We start from the raw sequence: 22,688 nt of genomic DNA on the forward strand, positions 1-22,688 counted from the left end.
AGGTGGTCGCACCATCCGACGCGTTCGTCACCCTTCGCCTAGGGTGGGGCGATGCGAGGATTCCTCCGGCAGGTCGCCGACGCCGACGAACGGCTCATGCGCCAGGTAGCCTCGGCGCACTCCCCCGTCCTGGACAAGGTGCTGCCCAAGCTGGGCAGGGCCGCCAACAACAGCCTGCTGTGGATGGGGGTGGCCGGCGCGCTCGCCCTGACCGGCAACCCCCGGGCCCGGCGCGCCGCGATGCGCGGACTGGCCGCCGTCGCGATCACCAGCGCCTCGGTGAACCTGCTCGGCAAGGGCCTCACCGGGCGACGCCGGCCGCACCCGGAGGCCGTGCCGCTCACCCGACGGCTGCGCCGCGCCCCCATCACCACCTCGTTCCCGTCGGGGCACTCCGCCTCGGCGGCGGCGTTCGCCACCGGGGTCGCCCTCGAACTGCCCGGCGTCGCCGCGCCGGTCGCGGTCGCCGCCGCCGCCGTGGCCGCCTCCCGGGTCTTCACCGGCGCGCACCACCCCTCCGACGTGGTCGCCGGGGTCGCGATCGGCGTCGGCGTGGGCCTGGCCACCCGGCGCTGGTGGCCCCTGCGGCCCCCGGTCGCCGCCGAGGCCGCCCAGCCCCGGCACGAGGCCCCGGCCCTGCCCACCGGCGACGGCCTGATCATGGTCGTGAACTCCTCCGCCGGCAGCTCCGGCGAGGACGTCGTCGCGGCCGTCCGGGCCGAACTGCCCGACGCCGACGTCACCCTCGCCGGCCCCGACGACGACCTGGAAGCCCTGTTCACCGCCGCCGCCAGCCGCGCCACCGTGCTCGGCGTCGCGGGCGGGGACGGCACGGTCAACCTGGCCGCGCGGGCCGCGTCCGAGGCCCGGCTGCCGCTGTTCGTGGTCCCCGGCGGCACGCTCAACCACTTCGCCGGGGACATCGGCGTCGCCGGGGTGCCCGAGGCCGCCGCCGCGCTCCGGGCGGGCGAGGCCGTGGCCGTCGACCTCGGCACCGTCAGCGACGGCGGGATCTTCCTCAACACCTCCAGCATCGGGGTGTACGTCGACCTCGTGCACGCCCGCGAGAAACTCGAGGGCAGGATCGGCAAGTGGCCGGCCGCGCTCGTCGGCCTGGTCCAGGTGCTCCGGCACAGCTCCCCCACCCAGGTCGAGGTCGACGGCCGCCGCCGCAAGGTGTGGCTGCTGTTCGCCGGCAACTGCCACTACGCCCCGCCCGGCATGGTGCCCTCGCACCGCCCCCGGCTCGACGACGGTTCGCTCGACATCCGGATCGTCGACGGCGGGCAGCCGTTCGGCCGGCTGCGGCTGGTCCTGGCCGTGCTCACGGGCACGCTGGCCACCTGCCGGGTGTACGAGGCCCGCACCGCCCGCTCCGTCCGGCTGCGCTCGCCCCGCCCGCTCGGGCTGTCCCTGGACGGCGAGGTCACCCGCACGGACGCCGCCGTCACGATCGGCAAGAGCGACAAGGCCCTCATCGTGTACCGGCCGGGCGAGTAGCCGGACCGGACCGACCCGTCCGGCCCCGCCACGGGTGGCCGTGGCGGGCCGGGCCGGGCGCCGCCGCCCCGCCCGTAGGTGGGTGGCCCACAGGCCGCTCCCGCGCGCGCAGTGCGGCGGGAGCACCGGCCGCCCGTGCCGGCGGTGGGTCGCGCGGCGGCGCGGGGCGGTATCCGGAAATGTGGTTTCACGGTGGGTGGGTGCGGGTACGGGGGGCGGATGACCTTCTCCGGCAGGACCCCCGGCAGGCTCGGGCCCGGCAGGATCCTCGCCGGACGGTTCCGGCTGGAGGACGAGCTCGGCTACGGCGGCACGGCCTCGGTGTGGCGGGGCCGCGACCTGCGGCTGGACCGGCCGGTGGCGGTCAAGGTGCTCCGCCGGTCCGGGTTCACCGACCCCGCGGCGGTGCTCCGGTTCGCCCGCGAGGCGCGCACCGTCGAGCGGCTGCGGCACCCCAACATCGTCGCCGGGTACGCCACCGGCACCGACGACGCCGACCCGTACCTGGTCCTCGAACTCGTCGAGGGCCGCAGCCTCGCCGACCTGCTCGCCGACGGCCCGCTGACCGTCGCCCGGTGCGTGGACCTCGCCCGCCAGATCTGCGCCGGGCTCGCCGCCGCCCACGCGGCCGGGATCGTGCACCGCGACGTCAAACCCGCCAACCTGCTGGTCACCGACGACGGCACGGTCAAGATCTGCGACTTCGGCATCGCGCACGTCGCCCCGTCCGGCGCCCGCTCGTCGCTCACCGGCGCCGGGGTCGTCGTCGGCACGGTCACGTACATGTCTCCCGAGCAGGCGTTCGGGCTGGACGTCGACGGCCGCTCCGACCTGTACGCCGTCGGCTGCGTCCTGTACGCCATGCTCACCGGCGAGCCGCCGTTCGTCCGGGGCGAGGCGCTCGACATCCTGCGCCAGCACGCCGGGGACCCGCCCGCGCCCCTGGCCGGCCACCGCGACGACGTACCGCCCGCGCTGACGGCACTGGTGGCCGCGCTGCTGGCCAAGGAACCCGAGCATCGTCCCCGGGACGCCGGGCGGGTCCGCGACGCCCTGGCGGGCATCCTGACGGACCTGCCCCGACCGGACACCACACCGCCGGGTAGCACGGCAGGAGTCCGCACGGGCTCCACCCGGGCCCTGCCCGTGGTGTTCGGTGCGGTCAGTGGCGGCAGCGGTTCCGGCGCCCACGGCATGCCCACCCGGTCGCGGCTGTCCCGGCTCCGGGGAGCCCTGCCGGAGCGGCCGTCCCGGTTGCAGGTCGTCGGGGCGACCACGATCGCGGTGGTGGCCCTCGGCCTGCTCGGGATCCTCGGCACCGGCGCGCACACGCCCGACAGCGGACTGCCCGCGACCGTGCCGGGCGGCAACGCGCCCGCGCCGGCCCCGACGTCCGCGTCGCCGGCCGCCCCGGTGGCGGTGCCCGTCGTCCGGCCGTCGGCGGAGCAGCGGAAGAAGGAGGCGGACCGGCGCAAGGACAAGGACGACAGGGGCAAGGACGGCGGGAAGAAGCACGGCGACGGCTCCGGCCGGTCCTGACGTTCCGGCCGGCGACCCACGGACGCCGGCCGCCGGGGCGCGCCGGCAGGTGCGGGGGCTACCACGTGCGGGTCTCCGGCGTGGGACGCCGCGTGCCGCGCCAGGTGGACGTCCACCATCCCGGAATACCCCCCGTCACGGTCGGCGCGCGGGGTGCTGGTACCCGTCGAGGGGTTGGTCCTGGTGTTGAAAGGAGCGGGTTCGGGGGCGACCGGGGTGGTCGGGGTCGGGGATGATGGGGCGATGGCCCACCTCCATGACATCGTGGTCGACTGTCGACACCCGGCCTCGGCCGCCCGGTTCTGGGCGGCGGTGCTGGACGGGTACGCCGTCGCGCCCTACGACGAGGCGGAGCTGGAGCGGCTGCGGGCCAACGGGATCCACGACCCCGAGGACGACCCGACGGTGCTGGTCGAGCCCGTGGACGGCGGTCGGCCCCGGCTGTTCTTCCAGCTCGTGCCCGAGTCCAAGGTGGTCAAGAACCGGGTGCACCTGGACCTGCGGGCCGAGGACCCGGACGCGGAGGTGACCCGGATCGTGGCGCTCGGCGGGCGGGTGGTGGTCGCCGGTGAGCGGCACGTGGTGCTGGCCGACCCGGAGGGCAACGAGTTCTGCGTGCTGCGCTGAGGCGGAGCCCGCCTCCCGCTCGGAACACGCGCACCGACCGGGCGCGCGGAAAGCACCGTGGCGCCCGCTGGGCCCGGGTGCGAAAAAGGAGCCCAACTCTCGCCAGCACCAAGCGGCTGGGTGTGAGCTGGGCTCCGGCTATGGCCGGTACGACGTCTCGGTGGTCCGACCTGTGAAGCCCGGGTCGTCGTGCTCGTCGTCGGGAGACTCGAGGGTGTCCTCCTCCTCGGAGTTCTCCTCGGCCGGCTTCTGCTCTTCGGTCTCCTCGCCGGCGGGCGGCTCACGTTCGTCGGCCATGATCGCCTCCTCCCGTCCCAGGCTACCCCTGAGGGGGCCGTCCCGCCCCTGGTTCAGTGCCGGTCAGGCCCCCATCCACGGCCACCAGCCCGCGAACCAGTCCCGGACCCGGACGACCTGGTCGGTACCCCCGTCGAGGCCCGGCAGCGAGCCCGTCGCCACCGCGATCCCGATCGCGAGCGCCGCGACCGAGAACAGCAGTCCGGTCACCGCCAGGCCGTTGCCGGCCACCCGGCGCCCGGTCGGCCGGAACACGGCGGCCACGGCCAGGATCAGGCCCAGCAGGCCGATGAGCAGGGCCGGGCGGGCCAGGACACCGGTCAGGGCCGCGTACAGGGCGGTGAGGCCGACGAGCAGGGCGGCCACGGCCATCACACTGGTCCGGCCCCGGGGGACGGCGACCGTGTCGGTGCGCCCGGGCACCGGGGCGGGGTCCACCCGTTCGGTCCTCGTCCGGTCGAGCACGGGGACCGTCCGCTCGTGGTCCGCGACGTCGCGGTCCCGGACCTTCGGTTCGCGGGTCACCACGGGCGTGGTGGTACCGGCTTCGGTCGCGTCCTCGCGGCGGAAGCGGCTCAGCAGGGTTCTGGGCGTCACAACGCACCTCCTTCGATGCTTACCGGTACCCCGTCGCGCCCGGTTTCACGCTCCTACCGAACAGTTACCTTCCATGGGTCACTCGGTGACCGTCACGGCACGTTCAGTCAGGATCGGTCGCCGTCCGGCGCGATATCCCCTCAGGGCCTCATGATCATGGTTTGCCCTCGATACGCTGCGGCTATCCGTTTCGTACTTGCGGCAGGAGTCCGGTTATGCACCGCTCATTCGCCTCCGTTCTCCACCTCACCCACCTGGCGCCCGTCACAGCGCGTGCCGACCGGCGCCCGGTGGCCGACGGCTTCGCGTTCGCGTTCGACCCGCGCTGGCGGCTCGGGCTGGCGCTCGCGGGCATCCGGCCCGGCACCTGCGCCGTGACCGTCGGCGCACTGCTGAGCGTCCGGTTCGGCCCGTGGTGGCTGGAGACGCCGATCGACAACGTGCTCGACGCCGCGCCCGTCGCCGTTCCGGCCGGCTGGGCGGGGATCGGGGCCCGGGCCACCGACGCGGACACGGCGCTGTTCGGGACCGGGGCCGCGCGCGGGGCGCTGATCCGGTTCGCCAACCCGGCCGCCGGGAACCTGCCGTTCGGCGGGCTCACCCACGCCCGGATGATCGTGACCGTGGCGCGGGTGGACGCGCTGGTCGAGGAGATCAACCGCCCCAAGGGCTGAACCACCTGGGCCGCACGGACGTGGAGACGGCCCGCACCGCCCGCGTGGACGCGGCGCCCGAGTACGCTGGCGTCACGGACAGGAGGGCGGTGCATGACCCAGAGTCGCGGGACCTTCGAACACCCCGGCCTGCTGTACGCGTCCACCGCCGAGTACGTGGCCGCGACCACCGAGTTCATCGGGGCCGGCCTGGACGCGGGCGAACCGGTGCTCGTCGCCGTGCCCGGAACCCGGCTCGCCCTGATCCGCGACGCCCTCGGCCCCGACGCCCCCGCCGTACGCTGGGCCGACATTGCCATCGCCGGCCGCAACCCCGGGCGGATCATCCCCGATGTGCTGCTCCGGTTCGCCGGGGAGCACGCCGGCAAGCGGGTCCGGATCATCGGCGAGCCGATCTGGCCGGAACGCACCCCCGTGGAGTACCCGGCGTGCGCGCAGCACGAGGCCATGATCAATGTGGTGTTCGCGGGGCGGGACGCGACCATCCTGTGCCCGTACGACATCGTCCACCTCGATCCGGGGCGGGTGGCCGACGCCGCGCGTACCCATCCGGTGCTCGGCACGGCGACGACCACCTGGACCAGCACCGCCTACGGCGACCCGCTCGCCACCGCCGCGCTCTTCAACCAGCCCCTGCCGCCCGAGCCGCCCGACGCCCGGTCGTACCCGATCGACGGCCCCGGCAGCCTCACCGCCCTGCGGACCTTCCTCGCCGACGAGGCCGGGCGCGCCGGGCTGTCCCGCGACCAGACCGGCAGCCTGCTCATCGCCGTCAACGAACTGGCCACCAACACCTGCGAGCACACCACCGGCCCCGGCCTGGTCACCGTGTGGACCGAGTCGGGCCGGCTGGTGTGCCAGGTCACCGACAGCGGGTACCTCGCCGATCCGCTCGCCGGGCGGGTGCCGCCGGCGTCCGACGCGACCGGGGGGCGGGGGCTGATCCTCGCGCACCAGCTGTGCGACCTGGTCAGGATCCATACCGGACCCGGGGGGACGACGATCCGGCTGCACCTGGACGGGTAGGCCGACCGGGCGGCCCGCACGCCGGGCACACCGGGGCACGGCTCCGGTGTGGCACTCCGAGTGGACCGGCACCGCCTGCGGGTCGCCACCCGGGTGGGCGGGTCCACCCGGACGCCCGTACGGCCGGCCCTGGCCGGGTGTGTATTCCCAGGCCACAGGGGGTACTCCCCGGGGATGGGACGACTCCTGGCCCGACTGGACGGCTACCAGCTCCGCCACCCGTGGCTCGGACTACCCGTGGCCGTCGTGCAGCGGTTCACCGGGGACCAGGCCGGCAACCTGGCGGCCCTGATCGCCTACTACGCCTTCTTCTCCTTCTTCCCGCTGATGCTGGTCCTGGTGACCCTGCTCGGCTTCTCCCCCACGCTCCGGGAACGCGCCGTGGGCTCCGTTCTCGAACAGTTCCCGGTGATCGGGCCCCAACTGGGCGGCAACGTGCAGGGGCTGCGGGGCAGTACCCTCGCGCTGGTCATCGGGATCGGCACCGCCGTGTGGGCGGGTCTGGCGGTGGCCAACGCCGCCCAGACCGCGATGAACACCCTCTGGCGGGTACCGGTCGCCGACCGCCCCGGCCTCGTCCCCCGCACCGCCCGCAGCCTGCTGCTCCTCGCCGTCCTCGGCACGACCGTGCTCGCCACCATCGTCGTCAACGGACTGTCCGCCGCCCTGGACTCCCTCGGCCCCGGCGCCCGGCTGCTGGCGGTCCTCGGCACGCTCGCCGTGAACATCGGCACCTTCGTCCTCGCGTTCCGCGCGCTCACCGACCGGAAGCTGAGCACCCGGGACGTGCTGCCCGGGGCCGTGCTCGCCGGCACCTGCTGGCAGGTCCTGCAACTCGTCGGCGGCCTGTACGTGGCGCACACCGTGCGGGGCGCGGGCAACACGTACGGCACGTTCGCGATCGTGATCGGGCTGCTCGGGTGGTTCTTCCTCCAGGCGCAGGTGACGCTGCTGGCCGCGGAGCTCAACGCGGTGCTGGTGCTCGGGGAGTGGCCGCGGAGCCTGCTCGGGGAACCGGGCGGTGCGGGGCGGGGCGACGACGGGACCGATGACACGGGGGCGGTCGGCGTCCCCGCGGGCGAGAAGACCCACGGTTCCGCGAGTGGGAACGGCCCCGACGGGGTATCCGTGACGGAGAAGGAGGAACCCGCCATGTCCACCGACGACCACCGCTCGACCGCCCAGCTGGTCGGAGACCTCGGCGCCCAGATGTCCCGGCTCGTCCGCGACGAGATCGCGCTCGCGAAGCTGGAGACGGTCGCCCGGGCCCGACAGCTCGGTACCGGCGTCGGCCTGCTCGCCGGCGGCGCGCTCCTCGCCCTGTACGGACTCGGGTTCCTGCTCGCGGCCGCCGCCCTCGGCCTCGCCACCGTCCTGCCCGCGTGGTTGGCGGTGCTCCTGGTCGGGGTGCTGCTGACCGCCCTCGCCGGGATCGCCGTCCTGCTCGGCACGCGCCGGGTCCGCGACGGCGCGCCGCCCGTACCGACCGACACGCTCGCCAGCGTCCAGCAGGACGTCGCGACGATCAAGGAGAGTGCTCACCGATGACCCAGCAGAAGAGCCACAGCCAGGCCAACGCGACCCGGCCGGCCGTCGAGGCGGACATCGCCGCGACCCGCGCCGAACTCGCCGACACCGTGGGGGCGCTCGCCGACAAGCTCGACCTGCCGGCCCGCGCCCGCCAGGCGGCGGACAACGCGACGATGACGGCCAGGAAGTACCTGGACAAGGCCAGCCCCGTCGCCCGGAAGGCCGCCACCGACCCCCGGGTGATGGTGGCGACCGCCAGTGCCGCCGGACTCGTCGCCGGCTGGTTGCTGGCGATCCGGCGGGAGCGGTCCCGGCGTTGGGACCGCGAGATCGCCCGCCGCCTCCGCCAGCGCTGACCCCGGCCACGCACGTCGCCCGCCCTTCCGGTCCGCCGGAGGGGCGGGCGTCCGTCTGCTGACGCACTCTGGTCGGACCGGCGCGTGCCGGCCGCGCGCGTGGCGACGAGGCTGCCAACGGGCTGGCTCCGTGCCTGGCGCGGGTGTCGGGTGGGGGCGGTGGCCGGCGGGTCGGCGGGTCGGCGGGTCGGCGGGTCGGCGGGCGGGCGGGTCGGCGGGCGGGCAGGCTCAGGTGCAGGATGCGGACGGTAGTCGTCGTTCGGTGTCAGGGTTCCGGCTGGCAGTGCGGGCACCAGTAGGTGATCCGGTCGCCGGCGGTGTCGGACCGGATCCGGGTGCCGCACCGCCGACAGGGCGCGCCCGCCCGGCCGTAGACGTGGCTCGTCTCGCCCCGGCGCAGTGAACCCGTCGTGCTCCGGGTCGACCGGTCCCGGTTGGCGAGCAGCAGCCGGCGGGCCAGCCGGACCAGGGCGGGCAGGTCGGCCACCGCGCCGACCGGCGTCCACGGCCACACGCCGCGCAGGAACAACACCTCGGCCTTGTACACGTTGCCGATCCCGGCCAGGTTGCGCTGGTCCAGGAGCGCCTCGGCGACCGGCGTCCCCGGTTGCGCCGCGAGTCGACGGACCGCCTCGGCCTCGTCCCAGTCGGGGCCCAGGGTGTCCGGTCCGAGGTGCCCGACGAGGAGGTGCTCGTCGGCCGTGGGCACCAGATCCAGATCATGCAGGTGGTACCCGACGGCCACACCGTCCGCCGTGCTCAACGCCACCCGGATCTGGTGCTCGGGCCGGGCGTTCCACCGCTCGCCCGGCGCGTGCACCCGCCACACCCCGTCCATCCGGAGGTGGGAGTGCAGGGTCAGCAGCCGAGTGGATCTCGACGCGGACCTGGTCTCTTCGAACCGTGGACCGGCCCCCTCAGGAGCGACGGGGACTCCTGGCGGGGTGGTCCGGTCGGGTCCGGCAGGAGGGCCAGCCGGGATGGGCTCCGTCGAAGGCGCTTGCAGGCGGAGGAGGAGGTGCTTGCCACGGCAGGCGGACTCCAGGACCGTCCAGCCGGTCAGGTCCACCGTGGCCAGCCGGGGCACCCGGAAGTCGGAGCCGGTCAGCACCCGCCCCGCGAGCCGGCGGTCCAGCATCCGCGCCGCCTGCCACACGCTGTCGCCCTCGGGCACCTCTCCCCCTTCCGCGCCGGCCTCACCATTCGTAACACCCCGGATACGGCCACACCGCCCCGTCACACGCCCGGAGGCGCAAGCCCCGGGCACTGCCCGACCGTCCGGGCAAGCCCGGAGGGGCAAGCCCCGGGCACTGCCCGGCCGTTCGGTCAGGCCCGGAGGCGCAGGCCCCGGGGGGTGGCCCGGAAGCCGGCCGCGGTCAGGGCCGCGACCAGGGTCGACGAGTGCACCGCCCCGCCGTCCGCCCGTTCCACCGACAGCGCGCCGAGTGCGCCGGAGCTCACGATCCGGCCGAGGGCCTTCGCCGCCGCCGTGACGGTCTCGGGTTCGCGGTCGAAGGACAGCAGCGTCTTCCCGCCGCGTTCGACGTACAGCACGAGGGCGCCGTCGACCAGCACGACCAGGGCTCCCGCCTTGCGCCCGGCCCGGTGCCCGGTCGCGGCCGAACTCCCCGGGCCGCGAGCCGGTCCGGTGGCGACAGGCCCGGTGGCGACAGGTCCGACCCGGGCGGCCAGCACCGGCCCCACCCCGGGCGCGCCGGACCCCGGCGACCCGGTCCCCCGGGCGGCGGACCCGAGTCCGGCGGATCCGGGCGGCCAGGACCCTGACGTCCCGGGCCCGAGCGCCCCGGACCCGAACGGCCCCGTTCCCCGCGACCCGGCCCCGGCGGCCCCGTCCGGCGTCGGGTCGTCCGCGCCCGACTCCACGACCCGTTCCGGCCAGGGCAGCGCCGCCCCGTACGGGTTGGCCGGGTCGGTCGCCGCCAGCACCACGGCACCCCCGCCCCCGCCCTGGGCGCGCAGCCGGTCCACGGCCCCCGGCACGGCGAACTGCGCCGCCCCGAGGCCCTCCACGAAGTACCCCCGGCGGGCCGCGCCGCGTTCCTCCAGGCCGGCGAGGACCGGGTACACGCCCGCGAACCCGCCGGGTGCGTTCTCGGCCATCACGGCCCCCCTGGTGAGCACGCCGTGCCGTTCCAGCAGGGCGTCGGCCAGGGCGGCGGCGCGCCGGGTCGGGTCGAGGTCGCGGTCGGGGAGCCGGGACCAGCGCCCGGCGGCGGCGGGTGGCCCGGAGCGGGCGGGCAGGGCGGGGCGGCCCGGGCGCCGGTACCTGCTGCGGGGGGTCGCGGGTTTCGCCTTGTGGGTGCCCCCGCCGCCGAGGAGGGCCCGCAGCGGCGCGAGGGTGTCGTTGGTGAGCCAGCCGCCCCAGACCAGGTCCCAGAGGGCGGCGAGGAGCTCCTCGTCGTCGGTGGAGCCGACCCGGTCGGACAGGGCGCGGAAGAACAGGGCCTGGCCGCCGTCGAGCGCGTCGAGGACGGCCGTGTGCAGCGGGGTGGCGGCGGCGGCCTCGTCGGGCGCGGGCAGCAGGAGGGGGGCGCTGTCCGCGTACGCCAGGGTGACCCAGCCGTCGGCCTTCGCCAGGCTCCCCGCGCCGGCCCACAGCACCTCGCCGCTGGCGCACAGTTCGTCCAGCTGGGTGGGCGAGTAGTCGGCGACCCGGGCGGGCAGCACCAGGCTCTCCAGGGCGGACGCCGGCACCGGCACGCCCTGGAGCTGTTCGACGACGGCGGCGAGCCCGTCCACGCCCCGGGCGGCGGAGCCGACCTGCTGCCACTGGGGCAGGAACGTGGCGAGCGCGCGCGGGTCGACGGGCTCGATCTCCTTGCGCAGCGCGGCGAGGGAGCGGCGGCGGAGCAGGCGGAGCACCTCGGCGTCGCACCACTCCGCGCCCGTACCGCCCGGGGAGAACTCGCCCGCGACGAGCTTCCCGTTCGTGGCGAGCCGGCGGAGCGCGTGGTCGACGACGGACACGCCCAGGCCGAACCGGCGCGCGCAGGCCTCGGCGGTGAAGGGGCCGTGGGTGCGCGCGTACCGCGAGAGCAGGTCTCCCAGGGGGTCGGCCACCGGTTCGGTGTGTGCGACGGCCACCCCGACGGGCAGGGCCACGCCGAGCGCGTCCCGGTACCGGCCGGCGTCCTCGACGCCGATCCACCGGTCCTCGCCGGCGACCCGGACCCGGATGGCGCGCCGGGCGGCCTCCAGGGCGACCGGCCAGTCGGCCCCGGCTCCCCGGTCGGCGAGTTCGGCGTCGGACAGGTCGCCGAGCAGCCGCAACAGTTCCACGACGTCCTCGGCGTCGCGGGGCCGGCGCTCCGGGGTGAGCCACCGCAGTTGGCGTTCGGTCTCGGCGACCACCTCGGGGTCGAGCAGTTCGCGGAGCTCGACGCGGCCGAGCAGTTCGCCGAGCAGGGCGGAGTCGAGGGTGAGGGCGGCGGCGCGGCGTTCGGCGAGCGGGGCGTCGCCCTCGTAGAGGAACGCCCCCACGTACCCGAAGAGCATGGAGCGGGCGAACGGCGACGGGCGGGCCGTCTCGACCTCGACCAGGCGGACCTTGCGGCCGGCCAGTTCGCGCATGAGCTGGGTGAGGCCCGGCACGTCGTAGACGTCCTGGAGGCACTCGCGGGCCGCCTCCAGGGTCACCGGGAACTCGGGGAAGTCCCGGGCGACGTCGAGAAGCTGCGCGGAGCGTTGCCGCTGCTGCCAGAGCGGTTGGCGGCGGCGCGGGTCGCGGCGGGGCAGCAGCAGCGCGCGGGCGGCGCACTCCCGGAACCGGGACGCGAACAGCGCGGACGCGCCGACGGACTCCTCCACGATCTGGACGATCTCGTCGGGGTCGAAGGAGACCAGGTCCGCGCCGGGCGGCTCGTCGACCATGTCGGGCAGCCGGATCACGATGCCGTCGTCGGAGGCCACCACCTGGGCGTCCACCCCGTAGCGCTCGGAGAGCCGGCGGCCGATCGCCAGCGCCCACGGGCCGGTGACCCGCGCGCCGAGCACGCAGTGCAGGACGAGCCGCCAGTCGCCGAGCTCGTCGCGGAACCGCTCCAGGACCACCGTCCGGTCGTCGGGGACGGCGCGGGTGGCCTCGGCCTGTTCCCGCAGGTACGCCATGAGGTTGCTCGCCGCCCACGCGTCCAGCCCGGCCGCGCGCAGGTCCACGGTCGCCGCCGCGTCGTCCTGCTTGAGCAGCGACCGCAGCCCGGCGCCGATGGCCCGGCCCAGCTCGACGGGGCGGCCGAGCGCGTCGCCCTTCCAGAACGGCATCCGGGCCGGGGCGCCGGGCGCGGGCGTGACGAGGACCCGGTCGGGGGTGATGTCCTCGATCCGCCACGAGGAGGAGCCGAGCAGGAAGACGTCGCCGACCCGGGACTCGTAGACCATCTCCTCGTCCAGCTCGCCGACCCGGACCGGCCGGTCGGCCCCGGCGAGGAAGACGCCGAACAGACCGCGGTCGGGGATCGTGCCGCCGCTGGTCACGGCCAGCCGCTGCGCGCCCGGGCGGCCGGAGAGCACGTCGGTCCCCCGGTCCCACAGCACCCGGGGCCGCAGCTCGGCGAAAGCGGTGGACGGATACCGCCCCGACAGCATGTCCAGCACCGCGCCGAGGGCCGAGTCGGGCAGTTGGTCGAACGGCGCGGCCCGCCGGACGAGGGCGGCCAGCTCGGCCACCGGCCAGTCGTCGAGGGCGACCATGGCGACGATCTGCTGGGCCAGCACGTCGAGCGGGTTGCGCGGGCAGTGCATCTCCTCGATGGTGCCGCTGACCATCCGCTGGGCGACGACCGCGCAGGACAGCAGGTCGCCCCGGTGCTTGGGGATCACGACGCCCTTGGAGGCGGCCCCGACCTGGTGGCCGGCCCGGCCGATCCGCTGCAGGCCGGACGCGACGCTGGGCGGCGCCTCGATCTGCACGACCAGGTCGACGGCGCCCATGTCGATGCCCAGCTCCAGGCTGGAGGTGGCGACGACGGCCGGCAGCAGGCCCGACTTGAGCTGTTCCTCGATGTGCAGGCGCTCCTCGCGGGACACGCTGCCGTGGTGGGCGCGGGCGATCACGACGGGCGCGCCGGTGGCCAGGCCCGACTGGGCCATCACCTCGGCGGGCATCCGGGTGGTGGGCGCGGTCCCCCCGCTGTCCGTGGCCGTCGCGGTGGCCGGTGCGGTCTCGGCTGCCAGCTCGTTGAGCCGCGCGCACAGCCGCTCCGCCCCCCGCCGCGAGTTGGCGAACACGATCGTCGACCGGTGCGCGCGGATCAGCTCCAGCACCCGCTCCTCGACGGCCGGCCAGATCGAGGACCGGCGCGGGTCGTCGTCGTCGCCTGCGGCCTCGTCGAGCCGGGTCATGTCCTCGACCGGGACCTCGACGGTGACCTCGAACATCTTGGCGGCCGGGGGCTGCACGACGTCGACCGGCCGGGAGCCGCCGAGGAACCGGGCGACCTCCTCGACGGGCCGCACGGTCGCCGACAGCCCGATCCGCTGCGCCGGGGTGGGCAGCAGGGCGTCGAGCCGTTCGAGGGACAGCGCGAGGTGCGCGCCGCGCTTGGACGCGGCGACGGCGTGCACCTCGTCGACGATCACGGTCTCGACGCCGCGCAGCGACTCCCGGGCGGCGGAGGTGAGCAGCAGGAACAGCGATTCGGGGGTGGTGATCAGGATGTCCGGCGGGGTGCGGTTGAACGCCCGGCGCTGGTCGGCCGGGGTGTCCCCGGAGCGCATCGCGACCGTGATGTCCGGCGGCGCGGACCCGAGCCGCGCGGCGGCCTGCCGAATCCCTGCCAAGGGTGCGCGCAGGTTGCGCTCGACGTCGACCGCGAGGGCCTTGAGCGGACTCACGTAGAGCACCCGGCAGCGGCGCAGGGGTTCCGTGGGCGGCGGCTCGCTGGCCAGCCTGTCGAGCGACCAGAGGAACGCCGCCAGGGTCTTGCCGGAGCCGGTGGGTGCCACCACGAGGGCGTTGCGGCCTGCGCTGATCGACCGCCACGCCCCGACCTGGGCGGCCGTGGGCGCCGCGAAGGCAGCGTCGAACCACGCGCTGGTCGCCGGCCCGAACCCGTCCCATCCCGTCGTCACGAGTCCCATCCTGCACCGGGGGTACGACATCCGCCCGCCAACCCGAGCGGTAAGGGTTGTTTACGACGTAACGCCGGAGTCGCCCTGTCCGCTGTCATAGGGAAAAGGAGGCCCGGATGCTGGGGTACGACCGAGGAGCCGCCGACGAGGAGCTCTCGCCGGAGACGCTGTCCGCCCTCACCGAGCTGGCCCGGTCCCGGAAGGCGTGCCACGTGCCGTGCGAGGTGCTCTCGGGCCGGTGCCGGTCCTGCGCCCAGCCCTGGCCGTGCGAGCCGCGCCGTCGGGCGGTGCGCTGGCTCGCGACGTGAGCGCCGCGGGCGCCGGGAAGGCCGGGAGCACTGGGAGCACCGCGGGCCCCGACGAGCGCCGCGGCCGAGCCGACCAAGGCCGGACCGGACCCGACGCCACCCCGCGGGTCACGCGTTGTTCCAGGCCACCGCCGCCTCGATCTGCACCGCCGACAACCCGGTCGCCTCGCACAGCTGCGCGACCGTCAACGACGCCGGCGACACGGCGTGCAGCGCCCGGGTGATCTGCCCGGCCCACAGCTCGGCGGCGACATAGGGCCGCTCGTCGTACTCCCGGACGAGGCTCGCCAGGTGCACGCTGTCGCACCCGGTGAGCAGTCTGCTGCCGTCGAACCGGGACGCCGACTCGTGCACGGCGGACGAGTCCGGCACCAGCGCGTACTGCTGACTGCCGTCGGTGATCACCCGCCCGCACACGTCGCACAGCTCGGCCCCGGGACGGATGTGCCACTGGCCCTCCATAGCCGTCCCCCTTCAGAAGCCGCGGCGCAGGTCCTCGCGGGAGAGGTCCTCGGCACCCCCGGGCCTGCCCAGCAGATCGGGGTCGTCTGGGTCGACCGGCCGCACGTCGCGGTCCTTCTTCTCGACCTGGTCGACCCCATCAGGTCCGGGCGCGGGCGGGCCACCGCGTTCCGGGGCGGGCGTCCCAGGTCCGGGCGCGGGCGGGCCGGGCTCCGGCAGGGGCGGCCGCGGCACAGGTCCCGGCCTCGGGGCGGGTCCCGGTCCGGGCTGAGCGGGCGGGTCCGGCGCGGGCCCCGGTGCCGGCGGACCCTCGGGCGTCTCCCCGGCCGGTGCCCGCGGATTGCCCGGCTTCGACCCGGTCCCGGTGCGCTGTTCGTCGAGCTGCCGCTGGAGCCGTGCGTCGCGGTCAGCGTCGTCCTGCAGGGGATGCTGGCTCATGTCTCCTCCTCGGCTCGCCGTCTCCCGGTCCCTACCCACGCCTCGGGTGGGTTACGCATCTTTCCGCCTGGGTAGGTGCCGGGGAGCGACACGGGAAGCCGACGCGACAGCGGGACGGGAGCGGGCATGACCACGAACGCGGAACGGGACGAGCTGCTGGCCAACGCGGTGCACGACGAGCAGGAGTCCAACACCCGGCAGGCCACGGGCCAGCCCCGGGACGTGGAACAGGACGAGGTGCACGAGCGGGAGCTCCACGGCACCCCGGTCGACGACGTCGCACCCGACGAGGACATGAGCGTCCTCGACGAGCCGCTCTGACGCGCCGCACCGGCCGTCCCGTACCCGTCGTGTCCTGGTCGTGGGTGTTTCGGGCGGCCTAGAGCGAGGCCAGGCTGAGGACCGGTCGACGGCGGCCGGCCGTTCCGGTCCGCTCCCCGAGCAGCTCCAACGACCGGGTGTCCCGCAGCGCGGCCAGCACCGCGTCGCTGGGGCGGGAAACCCACAGATCCACCTGATGGGTACGGGCGACCCGGCGCGCCGCGCGCAACAGCGCCACGGCGGCGGCGTCCGCGACCGGTACGTCGCGCAGGTCCACCTCGACGCCGCGCACCTCGGGACCCCGGGCGGCGTCGACGGCGAGCTCGTACACCAGGCCGGTCACCTCGGCGTCGAGGTCTCCGCTGAGGACGAGTCGGGCGAGGTCGGCACGGGGGCGGCGCGTGTGGCACTCGAATTCCATCCCCGGCAGCTACCCCCGGAGCGGCGCGGCCAAACTCCGCACCCGCGCCTCCGGAACCGGCGCGACCACTCCCGGGCCGTCGGGGTCAGGGCTGTCCCTCCCGGGCCTCCGGGGCCAGGCTCAGGGCGACCGAGTCCGCCGGGAGCAGGAGCGAGTCCTCCGGGCCGAGGACCAGCCGTTCCACCGGGTACCGCGGATCGTCGCGCACCCCGAGCAGCGGCCCGGTCGGCCGGCGGACGGGGCGCCCCTCGCCGTCGGGGCCGCGCAGCACCGGGGCGGGCTGGCCGGCCTGGGCCCAGACGAACGTGCCGTCGGCGGGGTCGTACAGCCCGACGAGCGCCGAACCGTGCCCGGCGGTCGGGTTGCGCCGGGTCCACCGGTTGAGCCGGTCCAGCAGTTCGGCGGGGTCGCCGGTCGGGTCCGAGTCGGCCGCCACGACGCCCCGGAGCGCGGCGATCGAGGCGGCGGCGGCCAGCCCCTCGTCGGCCACCTCCCCCACGGCGACGACGGACCGGCCGTCGGGGAGCGTCCGCAGGTCGTACCAGCCGCTGTCGGCGCCCTCCGGCCCGGACCGCACCGTGACCGCGAGGCCGGGCAGCGGCACCGGGTCCCCGGTCGGGGGCAGCACGAGCGCGTGCAGCCGGCGGAGGATCCGGCGCTCGGCGGCGACCAGGCGTTGGCTCTCCGAGGCCCCGTCGCGCAGGGCCGACAGTTCCCGGGTGGTCCGTTCGGCGGCCGTGACGTCCTGCATGATGCCGTAGATCTTCACCGGGGCGCCGGTGATGTCCGGGACCGCCTCGCCGACCACCCGCAGGCACCGCACCCCGCCGGGCAGCCGGATCCGGAACGTCATGTCGGTCCGGCGCCGGGCCGCCACCTCCGCCAGGCCCTGCTCGACCACGGGCAGGTCGTCGGGCACCACCATGCCCGCGACCTCCTCCAGGCTCGCGGGGCCGGCGGCCGTGGCGCGTTCGAAGATCCGGTACAGGTTCGGCGACCACTCGATCGTGCCGTTGGTCAGGTCCCACTCGCCCCAGCCCAGCGCGCCGAGCCGCTCGGTGTACGCCAGGCGTGCCGCGTGCTGTTCGCGTTCGTCGTGCCGGACCCAGCGGATCAGCAGCGCCGCCGCCCACCGGTGCACGTGCACACTGAGCGTGGTGTCCACGGGCAGCCCCCGGACCATCTCCGTGTACGGGAACGGCCCCACCTCCCGGGGCTGCCCGTCCTGCAGCACCTGGTCGTACGTGGCCCACAGCGGTCCGTCCACGATGGTCGGGTACGCCTCCAGCACCCGCAGCCCGACCAGGTCACGGCCCTGCCGCCCGGACAGGTCCGCCGCCTCGCCGCTGGCCGCCTCGATCCGGTAGTCGGTGATCCGGTCCCCGGAGTCGCGGACCGGGGTGAGCACCGCGCACGCCCCGGGCAGCATGTCCAGCACCACCTGCGCGGCGAGCGTCCAGCTGCCGGGGGCGTCCTGCCGGGCGGCGAGCAGGTCCACCAGCCGCGCGCCGGCCGCCTCGGCGTGCGCCCGCACCGCCCGGCGGGTCGCGATGTCGCACCGGTGCGCGGCGCCCCACAGCACCCCGATCGCGGCGACGATCCGGCTGTCCGGCCCGGCCGCGCGGACCGGGATCCACACCCGGGAATGCCACAGGTTCTCCGGGTCGCCGATCAGCGTGTACCGCCGGCGCGCCGCCGCCAGGTCGGGCAGCCAGATCTCCCGCCCGAGGCGCACGCACGCCGTGGGGGCCGTACTCAGGTGCGGGGGCAGCCGTTGCCAGGCGCCGACGACCCGGGCGGGCACCCCTGCCGTACCCACCGACTGCAGGGAGCCGTCGGGCTGCACCGCCATGATCATGACGGCGTCGGCCGCCGCCGGACCGGCCAGGTGCTCGAGCACCTCCCCCGCGAGGACGTCCGCGTCCGTGCTCGCCGCGAACGCCCCGGCCGCCGCCGAACCCACGTCGGGGCCGGCCAGGGGCGCCACGGCGGTCGCACCGTCCCGCCGCACGTACCGGGCGGACTCCAGCAGCGACGGGTTCTCCGCCAGCGGCACCGCGCGCAGCCCCGCCCCGTCGAGCAGCGCCGCCGCCGTCTCCACCGGGTCCCGGCCGTCCTCGGCGGCGAGCTGGCGCAGGTGGGCCAGCGCCCGGTTCACGTCGCAGCCCAGCCGCCCCGCGATCAGGCCCGTGGCCCGGTCGAGCAGGGCGCTCCGCGCGGCCTCGGCCCGGAGGGTCTCGTTCTCGGCGCGGAGACGGGCGACCGTCTCGGCGAGCGCGTGCGTCGCCGGGCTCCTGAATGGCACCCCCCTACTCTCGCAGACCCGCCGCCCCACCGCCCCCACTCGGCGCCACGACCTCTCCCGCCCCGCCAGCGTCCTCCCGCCCCACCCCCACCCGGGCTCCACGCGGGCGGTCCGCGCCGACCGCCCGAGCCGGATCGCGGTCAGCACCGGACACCCCGGTCGCCCCTGACATGGCCGGAGCGGCCGCCCCGGGGTGACGGCTGTCACGGTGAGGGGGTTAATCGCTGTCGGATGTCGTACCGCGGAGGCACGATGGCGACATGCGCCTGCACACCTACCGCAACGTTCTCGCACTTCCGGGCGTCCGGACGCTGATGATCCTGGCGCTCCTGGCCCGGGTGCCGGTCACCGCGGCGGGCATGGCGCTCACGTTCCACGTCCTCAACGACCTCGACGGGGGGTACGCGAAGGCGGGTCTCGTCGGCACGGCCGCCACCGTGGCGACCGCGATCGGCGCGCCGTTCACGGGCCGGCTCACCGACCGGCGCGGGCTGCGGACCACCACCGTCCTGGGCACGGTCATCGCGATCGGGTTCTGGACGACCGCCCCGTTCCTGCCGTACCCGGCACTGCTCGTCGCCGCGTTCCTCGGCGGCCTGGCCAGTGTGCCGGTGTTCTCGGTGACCCGGCAGTCCCTGGCCGCCCTGGTGCCCGAGGACCAGCGGCGTACCGCGTTCTCGATCGACTCGATGTCCACCGAGCTGTCGTACATGGTCGGCCCGGCCCTCGCGATCGTGCTGGCCACCCAGGTCTCGGCCCGGGTCTCGATGATCGTGGTCGGCGCGGGCATCGTGGTCTCCGGCGTCGCGCTGTACCTGCTCAACCCGCCCACCCGCGAGCCCGAGGAGCCCGGACTCGCCGACGTCCCGGTCCCGCCCCGCCGGACCTGGCTGCGCGGCGGCTTCGTCGGCCTGCTCCTGGTGGCCACCGCGACCACCGCGACCCTGGCCGGCAGCGAGATGGCCCTGGTCGCCGCACTCCGCACGTCCGGCCAGACGAACGCCACGAGCGTCGTGATCGCCCTGTGGTGCGTCTACTCGCTGCTGGGCGCCTTCCTGTACGGCGCGATGCGGCGCGGCCTGCCGTCGCTGCTGCTGTGCGGCGCCATGTCGGTCCTGACGCTCCCCATCGGGTTGGCCGGCGGCCAGTGGTGGACCCTCGCGCTGGCCCTGCTGCCGGCGGGCATCCTGTGCGCGCCGTCGCTGTCGACGAACACGACCGCCCTGTCCGCGCTGGTCCCGGCCGCCGCGCGCGGGGAGGCGATGGGGATCCAGGGCTCGGCGATGACCGTCGGGATGGCCGGCGGCGCGCCGCTCGCGGGCTGGGTCAGCGACCAGCACGGGGCGACGTGGGGGTTCGCGGCGATCGGCATCGTGGGCCTCGTCCTCACCCTGGCCGCGGTCCCGCTCCTCCGGCACACCCTCCGCCCCGCACCGCGGCCCGTCCCGGAGGAGGTCCCCCAGCCGGCCTGACCCGGGTGTTCGGGCCGGGAACCGGTGAGACACCTGGTGACATGGTCGGGGCCAGGGCTACGGGACCCGGGTCCCGCCCCCGGCAGAGGAGGTCGTGGTCGCCACGGCCCGGCCCAGGTCGCGGAGGATCGCCCGGGCGAACAGGACGATCCGGATCGTGGTGACCGCCGCCGTGCGTTCCGTCGAGGGGCGCGCCTCGGCCGGCCGGGCGGGCGGGCCGAAGCTGAAGCCGGCGGTCAGCAGGACCACCGCCGTGAACACCACCGCTAACCTGCGCACGAATCCCTCCGGGGCTCAGCGCCCACCCGGCGACGACACGGGGCGGGCATCGCGGCCACGCCCGCCGCCCCGCCCGGCCGGTCCTGCGGCGACATACCCCGATCATTCCCGCCGACGGCCCGGAGTGACCCGGTTTCGCCGAAATCACCGCCCGGCGCGGCGCCACGTCCCGGGCTCGGCGCCCCGGCGGACCACGTGCGGTGCGGCGGCGGGTGCCCGGTGTCCGGGCTCAGAGCCCGGCACGGAGCTGGTTCCGGGTGCGCATCAGGATCTTCCCGAGCATGTTCCTGCCGGTACCGGTCCTGCCCCGCCCCCAGTAGTGGTCGGTGGTGGTGTCCTCGACGAGCTCTTCGTCGGCGGTGGACAGGAGGATGTCGCGGATGTCCGCGTGCGTGCGGAACTTGGCCGCCACCGCACGGCGCATCACGTCGTCCTTGACCCGTTCCCAGTCCCGCCGCAACGGTGTGGACGGGTCACGGCCCAACTCGGCGGCGCGCAACGGCGTGCGGGCCCGACGGATGAGCTCGGCCCGGCGGGTGCCGACGAACTTCTGGGCCTGGAAGTAGTGCTCCGAGGTGGGCCACAGGTACCCGTCGAGTTCCAGGTCGTGTGCCGAGAAATTGGAGAAGCAGCCGTAGGGGGCTTCGTCGGCACTGTAGAAGTAGATCGTCATCCGGGCCTCGTGACAGTTGCGGGAACCCGTACTGTCCCAGTCGCCGGTGGCGCTCGCGACCGGTTTACCCGCGGCCCGGGGCGCACCGTCACGTGTCCGGACGCCCGCCGACGCACGCGGGCGCCCGCCGGGTACCCGGAAAACGGGTCCGGGGTTGGCCGGCCCCCGAGGTCCCCGGGCCTGGCCGGCCCGGGGCGGGAGTCAGGAGGTGAGTTCGGTGAGGCAGTCGACGACGACCGGCAGCCGGTACTCCGCGCCGGCGGTGTGCCCGATGACGGTGCGCACCAGGTGGTACACCGCGACGGGGTAGGTCTGCTTCTGCGCCGACGCCGCCCGGGCCAGGTCCGTCAGCCCGGGGTGGGTGTACATCCCCTGGGTGTGGAAGGCGGCCAGGTGCCGGCGGAGCAGGCTCGCCGCGTGCAGGCTGGCCTGGCTCGGCGGCTCGGCCTCGCCGTTGGTGGGCCACAGCTGGCCGATCAGGCCGTCGATCAGCTCGTGCAGCCGGCCGTCCTGCGCGGCGTCCGTGTCGTCCTTCCAGGTCGCGGCGACGACCTTGGCGGCCAGGTGCGCGGCGAACAGCGGCGCGCCGCAGAACTCGGCGTCGTCGGGCTCGACCGCGCCGGCCGTGCGGCCCACGGCGGCGACCCGCTCGGCGCACCGGGCGAGGAGGTCGGGGCTCTCGTCGGCGTCGTCGACCTTGGTGTTGCCCATCGCGAGGAGCCTCAGCGCGGCCGCGTGACTTCCGTGGCTGGGGATCGCCCACGCGGGCACCCGGAGGTTGAGGCCGGCGGGGCTGGAGACGATCCGAAGTACGGGCTGCTCAGTCATGGTGTTCTCGCCGCTCAACGCGGACCCTTTCCCGTACCGGAGGTGGTGTGGATCGCCGATCCCGCCCGCGCGACGGCGGGGCGTTGTGCGGTGGACGGTTCCCTACGCCAAACATTACCTCCTCCGGGCCCTCGGTCCCCGTTCACCTCTGGCCGGCTTCACGTCCGCAGCTCGGAGCGGGGCATGTTTGCGGCCGCCGGCCGGGCGGGTAGGCCACGGCCATGGACGAGAACTCGCCCCGCAAAAGGGCAACCGCTGACGAAAACGACGCGAAGCGGCAACGCGAGGAGCGGGTCGCCGCGGAACAGCCGGGGCCGCTGGGCGAGGAGGCGCGCCGGTATGCCGCCCGGCAGGGGGACGACCGCGAGACGGCCGGCGACCCGCGACCGCCGGAGAGCTAGGAAGGGGTCACCATGAGTCACGAAACGCATTCGCATGCCGGGATGGGCGCGGTGAGCCACAGCCCGGTCCGGTTCGCCGCGATGGCGGTCGGAGCGGTGTTCGCCCTGGTGGGCGTTCTGGGCTTCGTGCCCGGGATCACCACGAACCTCGGCGACCTGACCTTCGCCGGCCACGGGTCGGGTGCCGAGCTGCTCGGCGTGTTCCAGGTGTCGGTGCTGCACAACCTCGTGCACCTGCTGTTCGGGGTCGTGGGCCTCGCGATGGCCCGGACCTGGGCGGGGGCCCGGATGTTCCTGGTCGCCGGCGGCGCGATCTATCTGGCGCTGTGGCTCTACGGCCTCGTGGTCGGCCACGACAGCGCCGCCAACTTCGTCCCGGTGAACACCGCGGACAACTGGCTGCACCTCGCGCTCGGGGCGGGCATGCTCGCCCTGGGCACGATCCTGGGCGGCCGGATGGGGAGCCGCCCATGACGGAACCCACAACCCTGTGACGGGTACCGCACCGAGAGTTGTCGACCGCCGGCCGTTTGGGCCGGCGGTC

At 75.4% G+C, this 22,688-nt stretch carries 22 protein-coding genes and 1 pseudogene; 12 read left to right on the plus strand and 11 right to left on the minus strand.

Annotated elements, in window-relative coordinates; all coding sequences use genetic code 11:
• Window positions 1–51 precede the first annotated feature (51 nt).
• The 3 genes from PT931_RS08270 to PT931_RS08280 all read left to right on the plus strand — a co-directional run bounded on the left by PT931_RS08270 (window position 52) and on the right by PT931_RS08280 (window position 3,666).
• Window positions 52–1,500 carry a phosphatase PAP2 family protein gene (locus PT931_RS08270; protein WP_456245090.1) on the plus strand — a complete coding sequence of 483 codons (1,449 nt, stop codon included), beginning with the start codon at window positions 52–54 and terminating at the stop codon, window positions 1,498–1,500.
• A 219-nt stretch (window positions 1,501–1,719) separates the two neighbouring features.
• Window positions 1,720–3,039 carry a serine/threonine-protein kinase gene (locus tag PT931_RS08275; protein WP_456245091.1) on the plus strand — a complete coding sequence of 440 codons (1,320 nt, stop codon included), beginning with the start codon at window positions 1,720–1,722 and terminating at the stop codon, window positions 3,037–3,039.
• A gap of 243 nt (window positions 3,040–3,282) precedes the next feature.
• Entirely contained in the window at window positions 3,283–3,666 is a 384-nt protein-coding gene (locus tag PT931_RS08280; RefSeq protein ID WP_456245092.1) for a VOC family protein, read from the plus strand.
• A gap of 138 nt (window positions 3,667–3,804) precedes the next feature.
• Here PT931_RS08280 and PT931_RS08285 read toward each other — a convergent pair whose 3' ends face one another.
• Window positions 3,805–3,963 carry a hypothetical protein gene (locus PT931_RS08285; protein ID WP_456245093.1) on the minus strand — a complete coding sequence of 53 codons (159 nt, stop codon included), beginning with the start codon at window positions 3,961–3,963 and terminating at the stop codon, window positions 3,805–3,807.
• Between the two features lie 63 nt (window positions 3,964–4,026).
• The gene (locus PT931_RS08290; RefSeq protein ID WP_456245094.1) at window positions 4,027–4,560 is read right to left on the minus strand and encodes a hypothetical protein; all 534 of its coding nucleotides are present in this window, start codon (window positions 4,558–4,560) and stop codon (window positions 4,027–4,029) included.
• Window positions 4,561–4,775: 215 nt separating this feature from the next.
• Here PT931_RS08290 and PT931_RS08295 point away from each other — a divergent pair, with 215 nt between their 5' ends.
• The 4 genes from PT931_RS08295 (at window position 4,776) to PT931_RS08310 (ending at window position 8,146) form a co-directional block, all read left to right on the plus strand.
• Window positions 4,776–5,234 (plus strand): hypothetical protein, encoded by a 459-nt coding sequence (locus tag PT931_RS08295; protein ID WP_456245095.1) that lies wholly within the window; start codon window positions 4,776–4,778, stop codon window positions 5,232–5,234.
• A 93-nt stretch (window positions 5,235–5,327) separates the two neighbouring features.
• Window positions 5,328–6,260 carry an anti-sigma factor RsbA family regulatory protein gene (locus PT931_RS08300; protein ID WP_456245096.1) on the plus strand — a complete coding sequence of 311 codons (933 nt, stop codon included), beginning with the start codon at window positions 5,328–5,330 and terminating at the stop codon, window positions 6,258–6,260.
• Between the two features lie 174 nt (window positions 6,261–6,434).
• On the plus strand, window positions 6,435–7,808 hold the full coding sequence (locus tag PT931_RS08305) for a YhjD/YihY/BrkB family envelope integrity protein (RefSeq protein WP_456245097.1): 1,374 nt from the start codon (window positions 6,435–6,437) through the stop codon (window positions 7,806–7,808).
• On the plus strand, window positions 7,805–8,146 hold the full coding sequence (locus tag PT931_RS08310) for a DUF3618 domain-containing protein (protein ID WP_456245098.1): 342 nt from the start codon (window positions 7,805–7,807) through the stop codon (window positions 8,144–8,146). The genes PT931_RS08305 and PT931_RS08310 overlap by 4 nt, the downstream gene beginning before the upstream one ends.
• Before the next feature lie 265 nt (window positions 8,147–8,411).
• Here the strand turns inward: PT931_RS08310 and PT931_RS08315 are convergent, their stop codons facing one another.
• Together PT931_RS08315 and PT931_RS08320 are read right to left on the minus strand one after the other, a co-directional pair.
• A complete protein-coding gene (locus PT931_RS08315) occupies window positions 8,412–9,320 on the minus strand; it encodes a zinc finger domain-containing protein (RefSeq protein ID WP_456245099.1) in 909 nt (302 codons plus the stop codon).
• A gap of 152 nt (window positions 9,321–9,472) precedes the next feature.
• Window positions 9,473–14,215 (minus strand): annotated as a pseudogene (locus tag PT931_RS08320) (ATP-dependent helicase); the annotation flags it as partial.
• A gap of 137 nt (window positions 14,216–14,352) precedes the next feature.
• Between PT931_RS08320 and PT931_RS08325 the strand changes: the two are divergent.
• Entirely contained in the window at window positions 14,353–14,544 is a 192-nt protein-coding gene (locus PT931_RS08325) for a hypothetical protein (protein WP_456245100.1), read from the plus strand.
• 108 nt (window positions 14,545–14,652) lie between these two features.
• Here PT931_RS08325 and PT931_RS08330 read toward each other — a convergent pair whose 3' ends face one another.
• Together PT931_RS08330 and PT931_RS08335 are read right to left on the minus strand one after the other, a co-directional pair.
• Window positions 14,653–15,006 carry a hypothetical protein gene (locus PT931_RS08330; protein WP_456245101.1) on the minus strand — a complete coding sequence of 118 codons (354 nt, stop codon included), beginning with the start codon at window positions 15,004–15,006 and terminating at the stop codon, window positions 14,653–14,655.
• A gap of 12 nt (window positions 15,007–15,018) precedes the next feature.
• Complete coding sequence (locus tag PT931_RS08335; protein ID WP_456245102.1) at window positions 15,019–15,444, minus strand: hypothetical protein; 426 nt, start codon at window positions 15,442–15,444, stop codon at window positions 15,019–15,021.
• Between the two features lie 126 nt (window positions 15,445–15,570).
• Between PT931_RS08335 and PT931_RS08340 the strand changes: the two genes are divergently transcribed.
• Complete coding sequence (locus PT931_RS08340; RefSeq protein WP_456245103.1) at window positions 15,571–15,765, plus strand: hypothetical protein; 195 nt, start codon at window positions 15,571–15,573, stop codon at window positions 15,763–15,765.
• A gap of 58 nt (window positions 15,766–15,823) precedes the next feature.
• Here PT931_RS08340 and PT931_RS08345 read toward each other — a convergent pair whose 3' ends face one another.
• Both PT931_RS08345 and PT931_RS08350 read right to left on the minus strand, forming a co-directional pair.
• Window positions 15,824–16,186: an STAS domain-containing protein gene (locus PT931_RS08345; RefSeq protein WP_456245104.1), complete on the minus strand. Its 363-nt coding sequence runs from the start codon at window positions 16,184–16,186 to the stop codon at window positions 15,824–15,826.
• Between the two features lie 85 nt (window positions 16,187–16,271).
• A complete protein-coding gene (locus tag PT931_RS08350; protein ID WP_456245105.1) occupies window positions 16,272–18,491 on the minus strand; it encodes a SpoIIE family protein phosphatase in 2,220 nt (739 codons plus the stop codon).
• A gap of 260 nt (window positions 18,492–18,751) precedes the next feature.
• Here PT931_RS08350 and PT931_RS08355 point away from each other — a divergent pair, with 260 nt between their 5' ends.
• Window positions 18,752–19,963 carry an MFS transporter gene (locus PT931_RS08355; protein ID WP_456245106.1) on the plus strand — a complete coding sequence of 404 codons (1,212 nt, stop codon included), beginning with the start codon at window positions 18,752–18,754 and terminating at the stop codon, window positions 19,961–19,963.
• Between the two features lie 57 nt (window positions 19,964–20,020).
• Here PT931_RS08355 and PT931_RS08360 read toward each other — a convergent pair whose 3' ends face one another.
• The 3 genes from PT931_RS08360 to PT931_RS08370 all read right to left on the minus strand — a co-directional run bounded on the left by PT931_RS08360 (window position 20,021) and on the right by PT931_RS08370 (window position 21,743).
• Window positions 20,021–20,242, minus strand: coding sequence for a hypothetical protein (locus tag PT931_RS08360; RefSeq protein WP_456245107.1), 222 nt, complete (start codon window positions 20,240–20,242; stop codon window positions 20,021–20,023).
• Window positions 20,243–20,471: 229 nt separating this feature from the next.
• Window positions 20,472–20,915: an NADAR family protein gene (locus tag PT931_RS08365; protein WP_456245108.1), complete on the minus strand. Its 444-nt coding sequence runs from the start codon at window positions 20,913–20,915 to the stop codon at window positions 20,472–20,474.
• Between the two features lie 201 nt (window positions 20,916–21,116).
• On the minus strand, window positions 21,117–21,743 hold the full coding sequence (locus PT931_RS08370; protein ID WP_456245109.1) for a hypothetical protein: 627 nt from the start codon (window positions 21,741–21,743) through the stop codon (window positions 21,117–21,119).
• A 221-nt stretch (window positions 21,744–21,964) separates the two neighbouring features.
• Here PT931_RS08370 and PT931_RS08375 point away from each other — a divergent pair, with 221 nt between their 5' ends.
• Together PT931_RS08375 and PT931_RS08380 are read left to right on the plus strand one after the other, a co-directional pair.
• Window positions 21,965–22,144 (plus strand): hypothetical protein, encoded by a 180-nt coding sequence (locus PT931_RS08375; RefSeq protein WP_456245110.1) that lies wholly within the window; start codon window positions 21,965–21,967, stop codon window positions 22,142–22,144.
• Between the two features lie 42 nt (window positions 22,145–22,186).
• On the plus strand, window positions 22,187–22,618 hold the full coding sequence (locus PT931_RS08380) for a DUF4383 domain-containing protein (protein WP_456245112.1): 432 nt from the start codon (window positions 22,187–22,189) through the stop codon (window positions 22,616–22,618).
• Window positions 22,619–22,688: the final 70 nt, after the last annotated feature.

This window comes from Longispora urticae (assembly GCF_053902585.1).

Excerpts from the sequence above, each read along its gene's own strand:
- PT931_RS08330 (WP_456245101.1), bottom strand. The coding sequence starts at position 15,006 with ATGGAGGGCCAGTGGCACATCCGTCCCGGGGCCGAGCTGTGCGACGTG.
- PT931_RS08340 (WP_456245103.1), top strand. The coding sequence starts at position 15,571 with ATGACCACGAACGCGGAACGGGACGAGCTGCTGGCCAACGCGGTGCAC.
- PT931_RS08310 (WP_456245098.1), top strand. The coding sequence starts at position 7,805 with ATGACCCAGCAGAAGAGCCACAGCCAGGCCAACGCGACCCGGCCGGCC.
- PT931_RS08305 (WP_456245097.1), top strand. The coding sequence starts at position 6,435 with ATGGGACGACTCCTGGCCCGACTGGACGGCTACCAGCTCCGCCACCCG.
- PT931_RS08370 (WP_456245109.1), bottom strand. The coding sequence starts at position 21,743 with ATGACTGAGCAGCCCGTACTTCGGATCGTCTCCAGCCCCGCCGGCCTC.
- PT931_RS08280 (WP_456245092.1), top strand. The coding sequence starts at position 3,283 with ATGGCCCACCTCCATGACATCGTGGTCGACTGTCGACACCCGGCCTCG.
- PT931_RS08335 (WP_456245102.1), bottom strand. The coding sequence starts at position 15,444 with ATGAGCCAGCATCCCCTGCAGGACGACGCTGACCGCGACGCACGGCTC.
- PT931_RS08375 (WP_456245110.1), top strand. The coding sequence starts at position 21,965 with ATGGACGAGAACTCGCCCCGCAAAAGGGCAACCGCTGACGAAAACGAC.
- PT931_RS08275 (WP_456245091.1), top strand. The coding sequence starts at position 1,720 with ATGACCTTCTCCGGCAGGACCCCCGGCAGGCTCGGGCCCGGCAGGATC.
- PT931_RS08365 (WP_456245108.1), bottom strand. The coding sequence starts at position 20,915 with ATGACGATCTACTTCTACAGTGCCGACGAAGCCCCCTACGGCTGCTTC.
- PT931_RS08285 (WP_456245093.1), bottom strand. The coding sequence starts at position 3,963 with ATGGCCGACGAACGTGAGCCGCCCGCCGGCGAGGAGACCGAAGAGCAG.
- PT931_RS08380 (WP_456245112.1), top strand. The coding sequence starts at position 22,187 with ATGGGCGCGGTGAGCCACAGCCCGGTCCGGTTCGCCGCGATGGCGGTC.
- PT931_RS08295 (WP_456245095.1), top strand. The coding sequence starts at position 4,776 with ATGCACCGCTCATTCGCCTCCGTTCTCCACCTCACCCACCTGGCGCCC.
- PT931_RS08300 (WP_456245096.1), top strand. The coding sequence starts at position 5,328 with ATGACCCAGAGTCGCGGGACCTTCGAACACCCCGGCCTGCTGTACGCG.
- PT931_RS08355 (WP_456245106.1), top strand. The coding sequence starts at position 18,752 with ATGCGCCTGCACACCTACCGCAACGTTCTCGCACTTCCGGGCGTCCGG.
- PT931_RS08345 (WP_456245104.1), bottom strand. The coding sequence starts at position 16,186 with ATGGAATTCGAGTGCCACACGCGCCGCCCCCGTGCCGACCTCGCCCGA.
- PT931_RS08270 (WP_456245090.1), top strand. The coding sequence starts at position 52 with ATGCGAGGATTCCTCCGGCAGGTCGCCGACGCCGACGAACGGCTCATG.
- PT931_RS08325 (WP_456245100.1), top strand. The coding sequence starts at position 14,353 with ATGCTGGGGTACGACCGAGGAGCCGCCGACGAGGAGCTCTCGCCGGAG.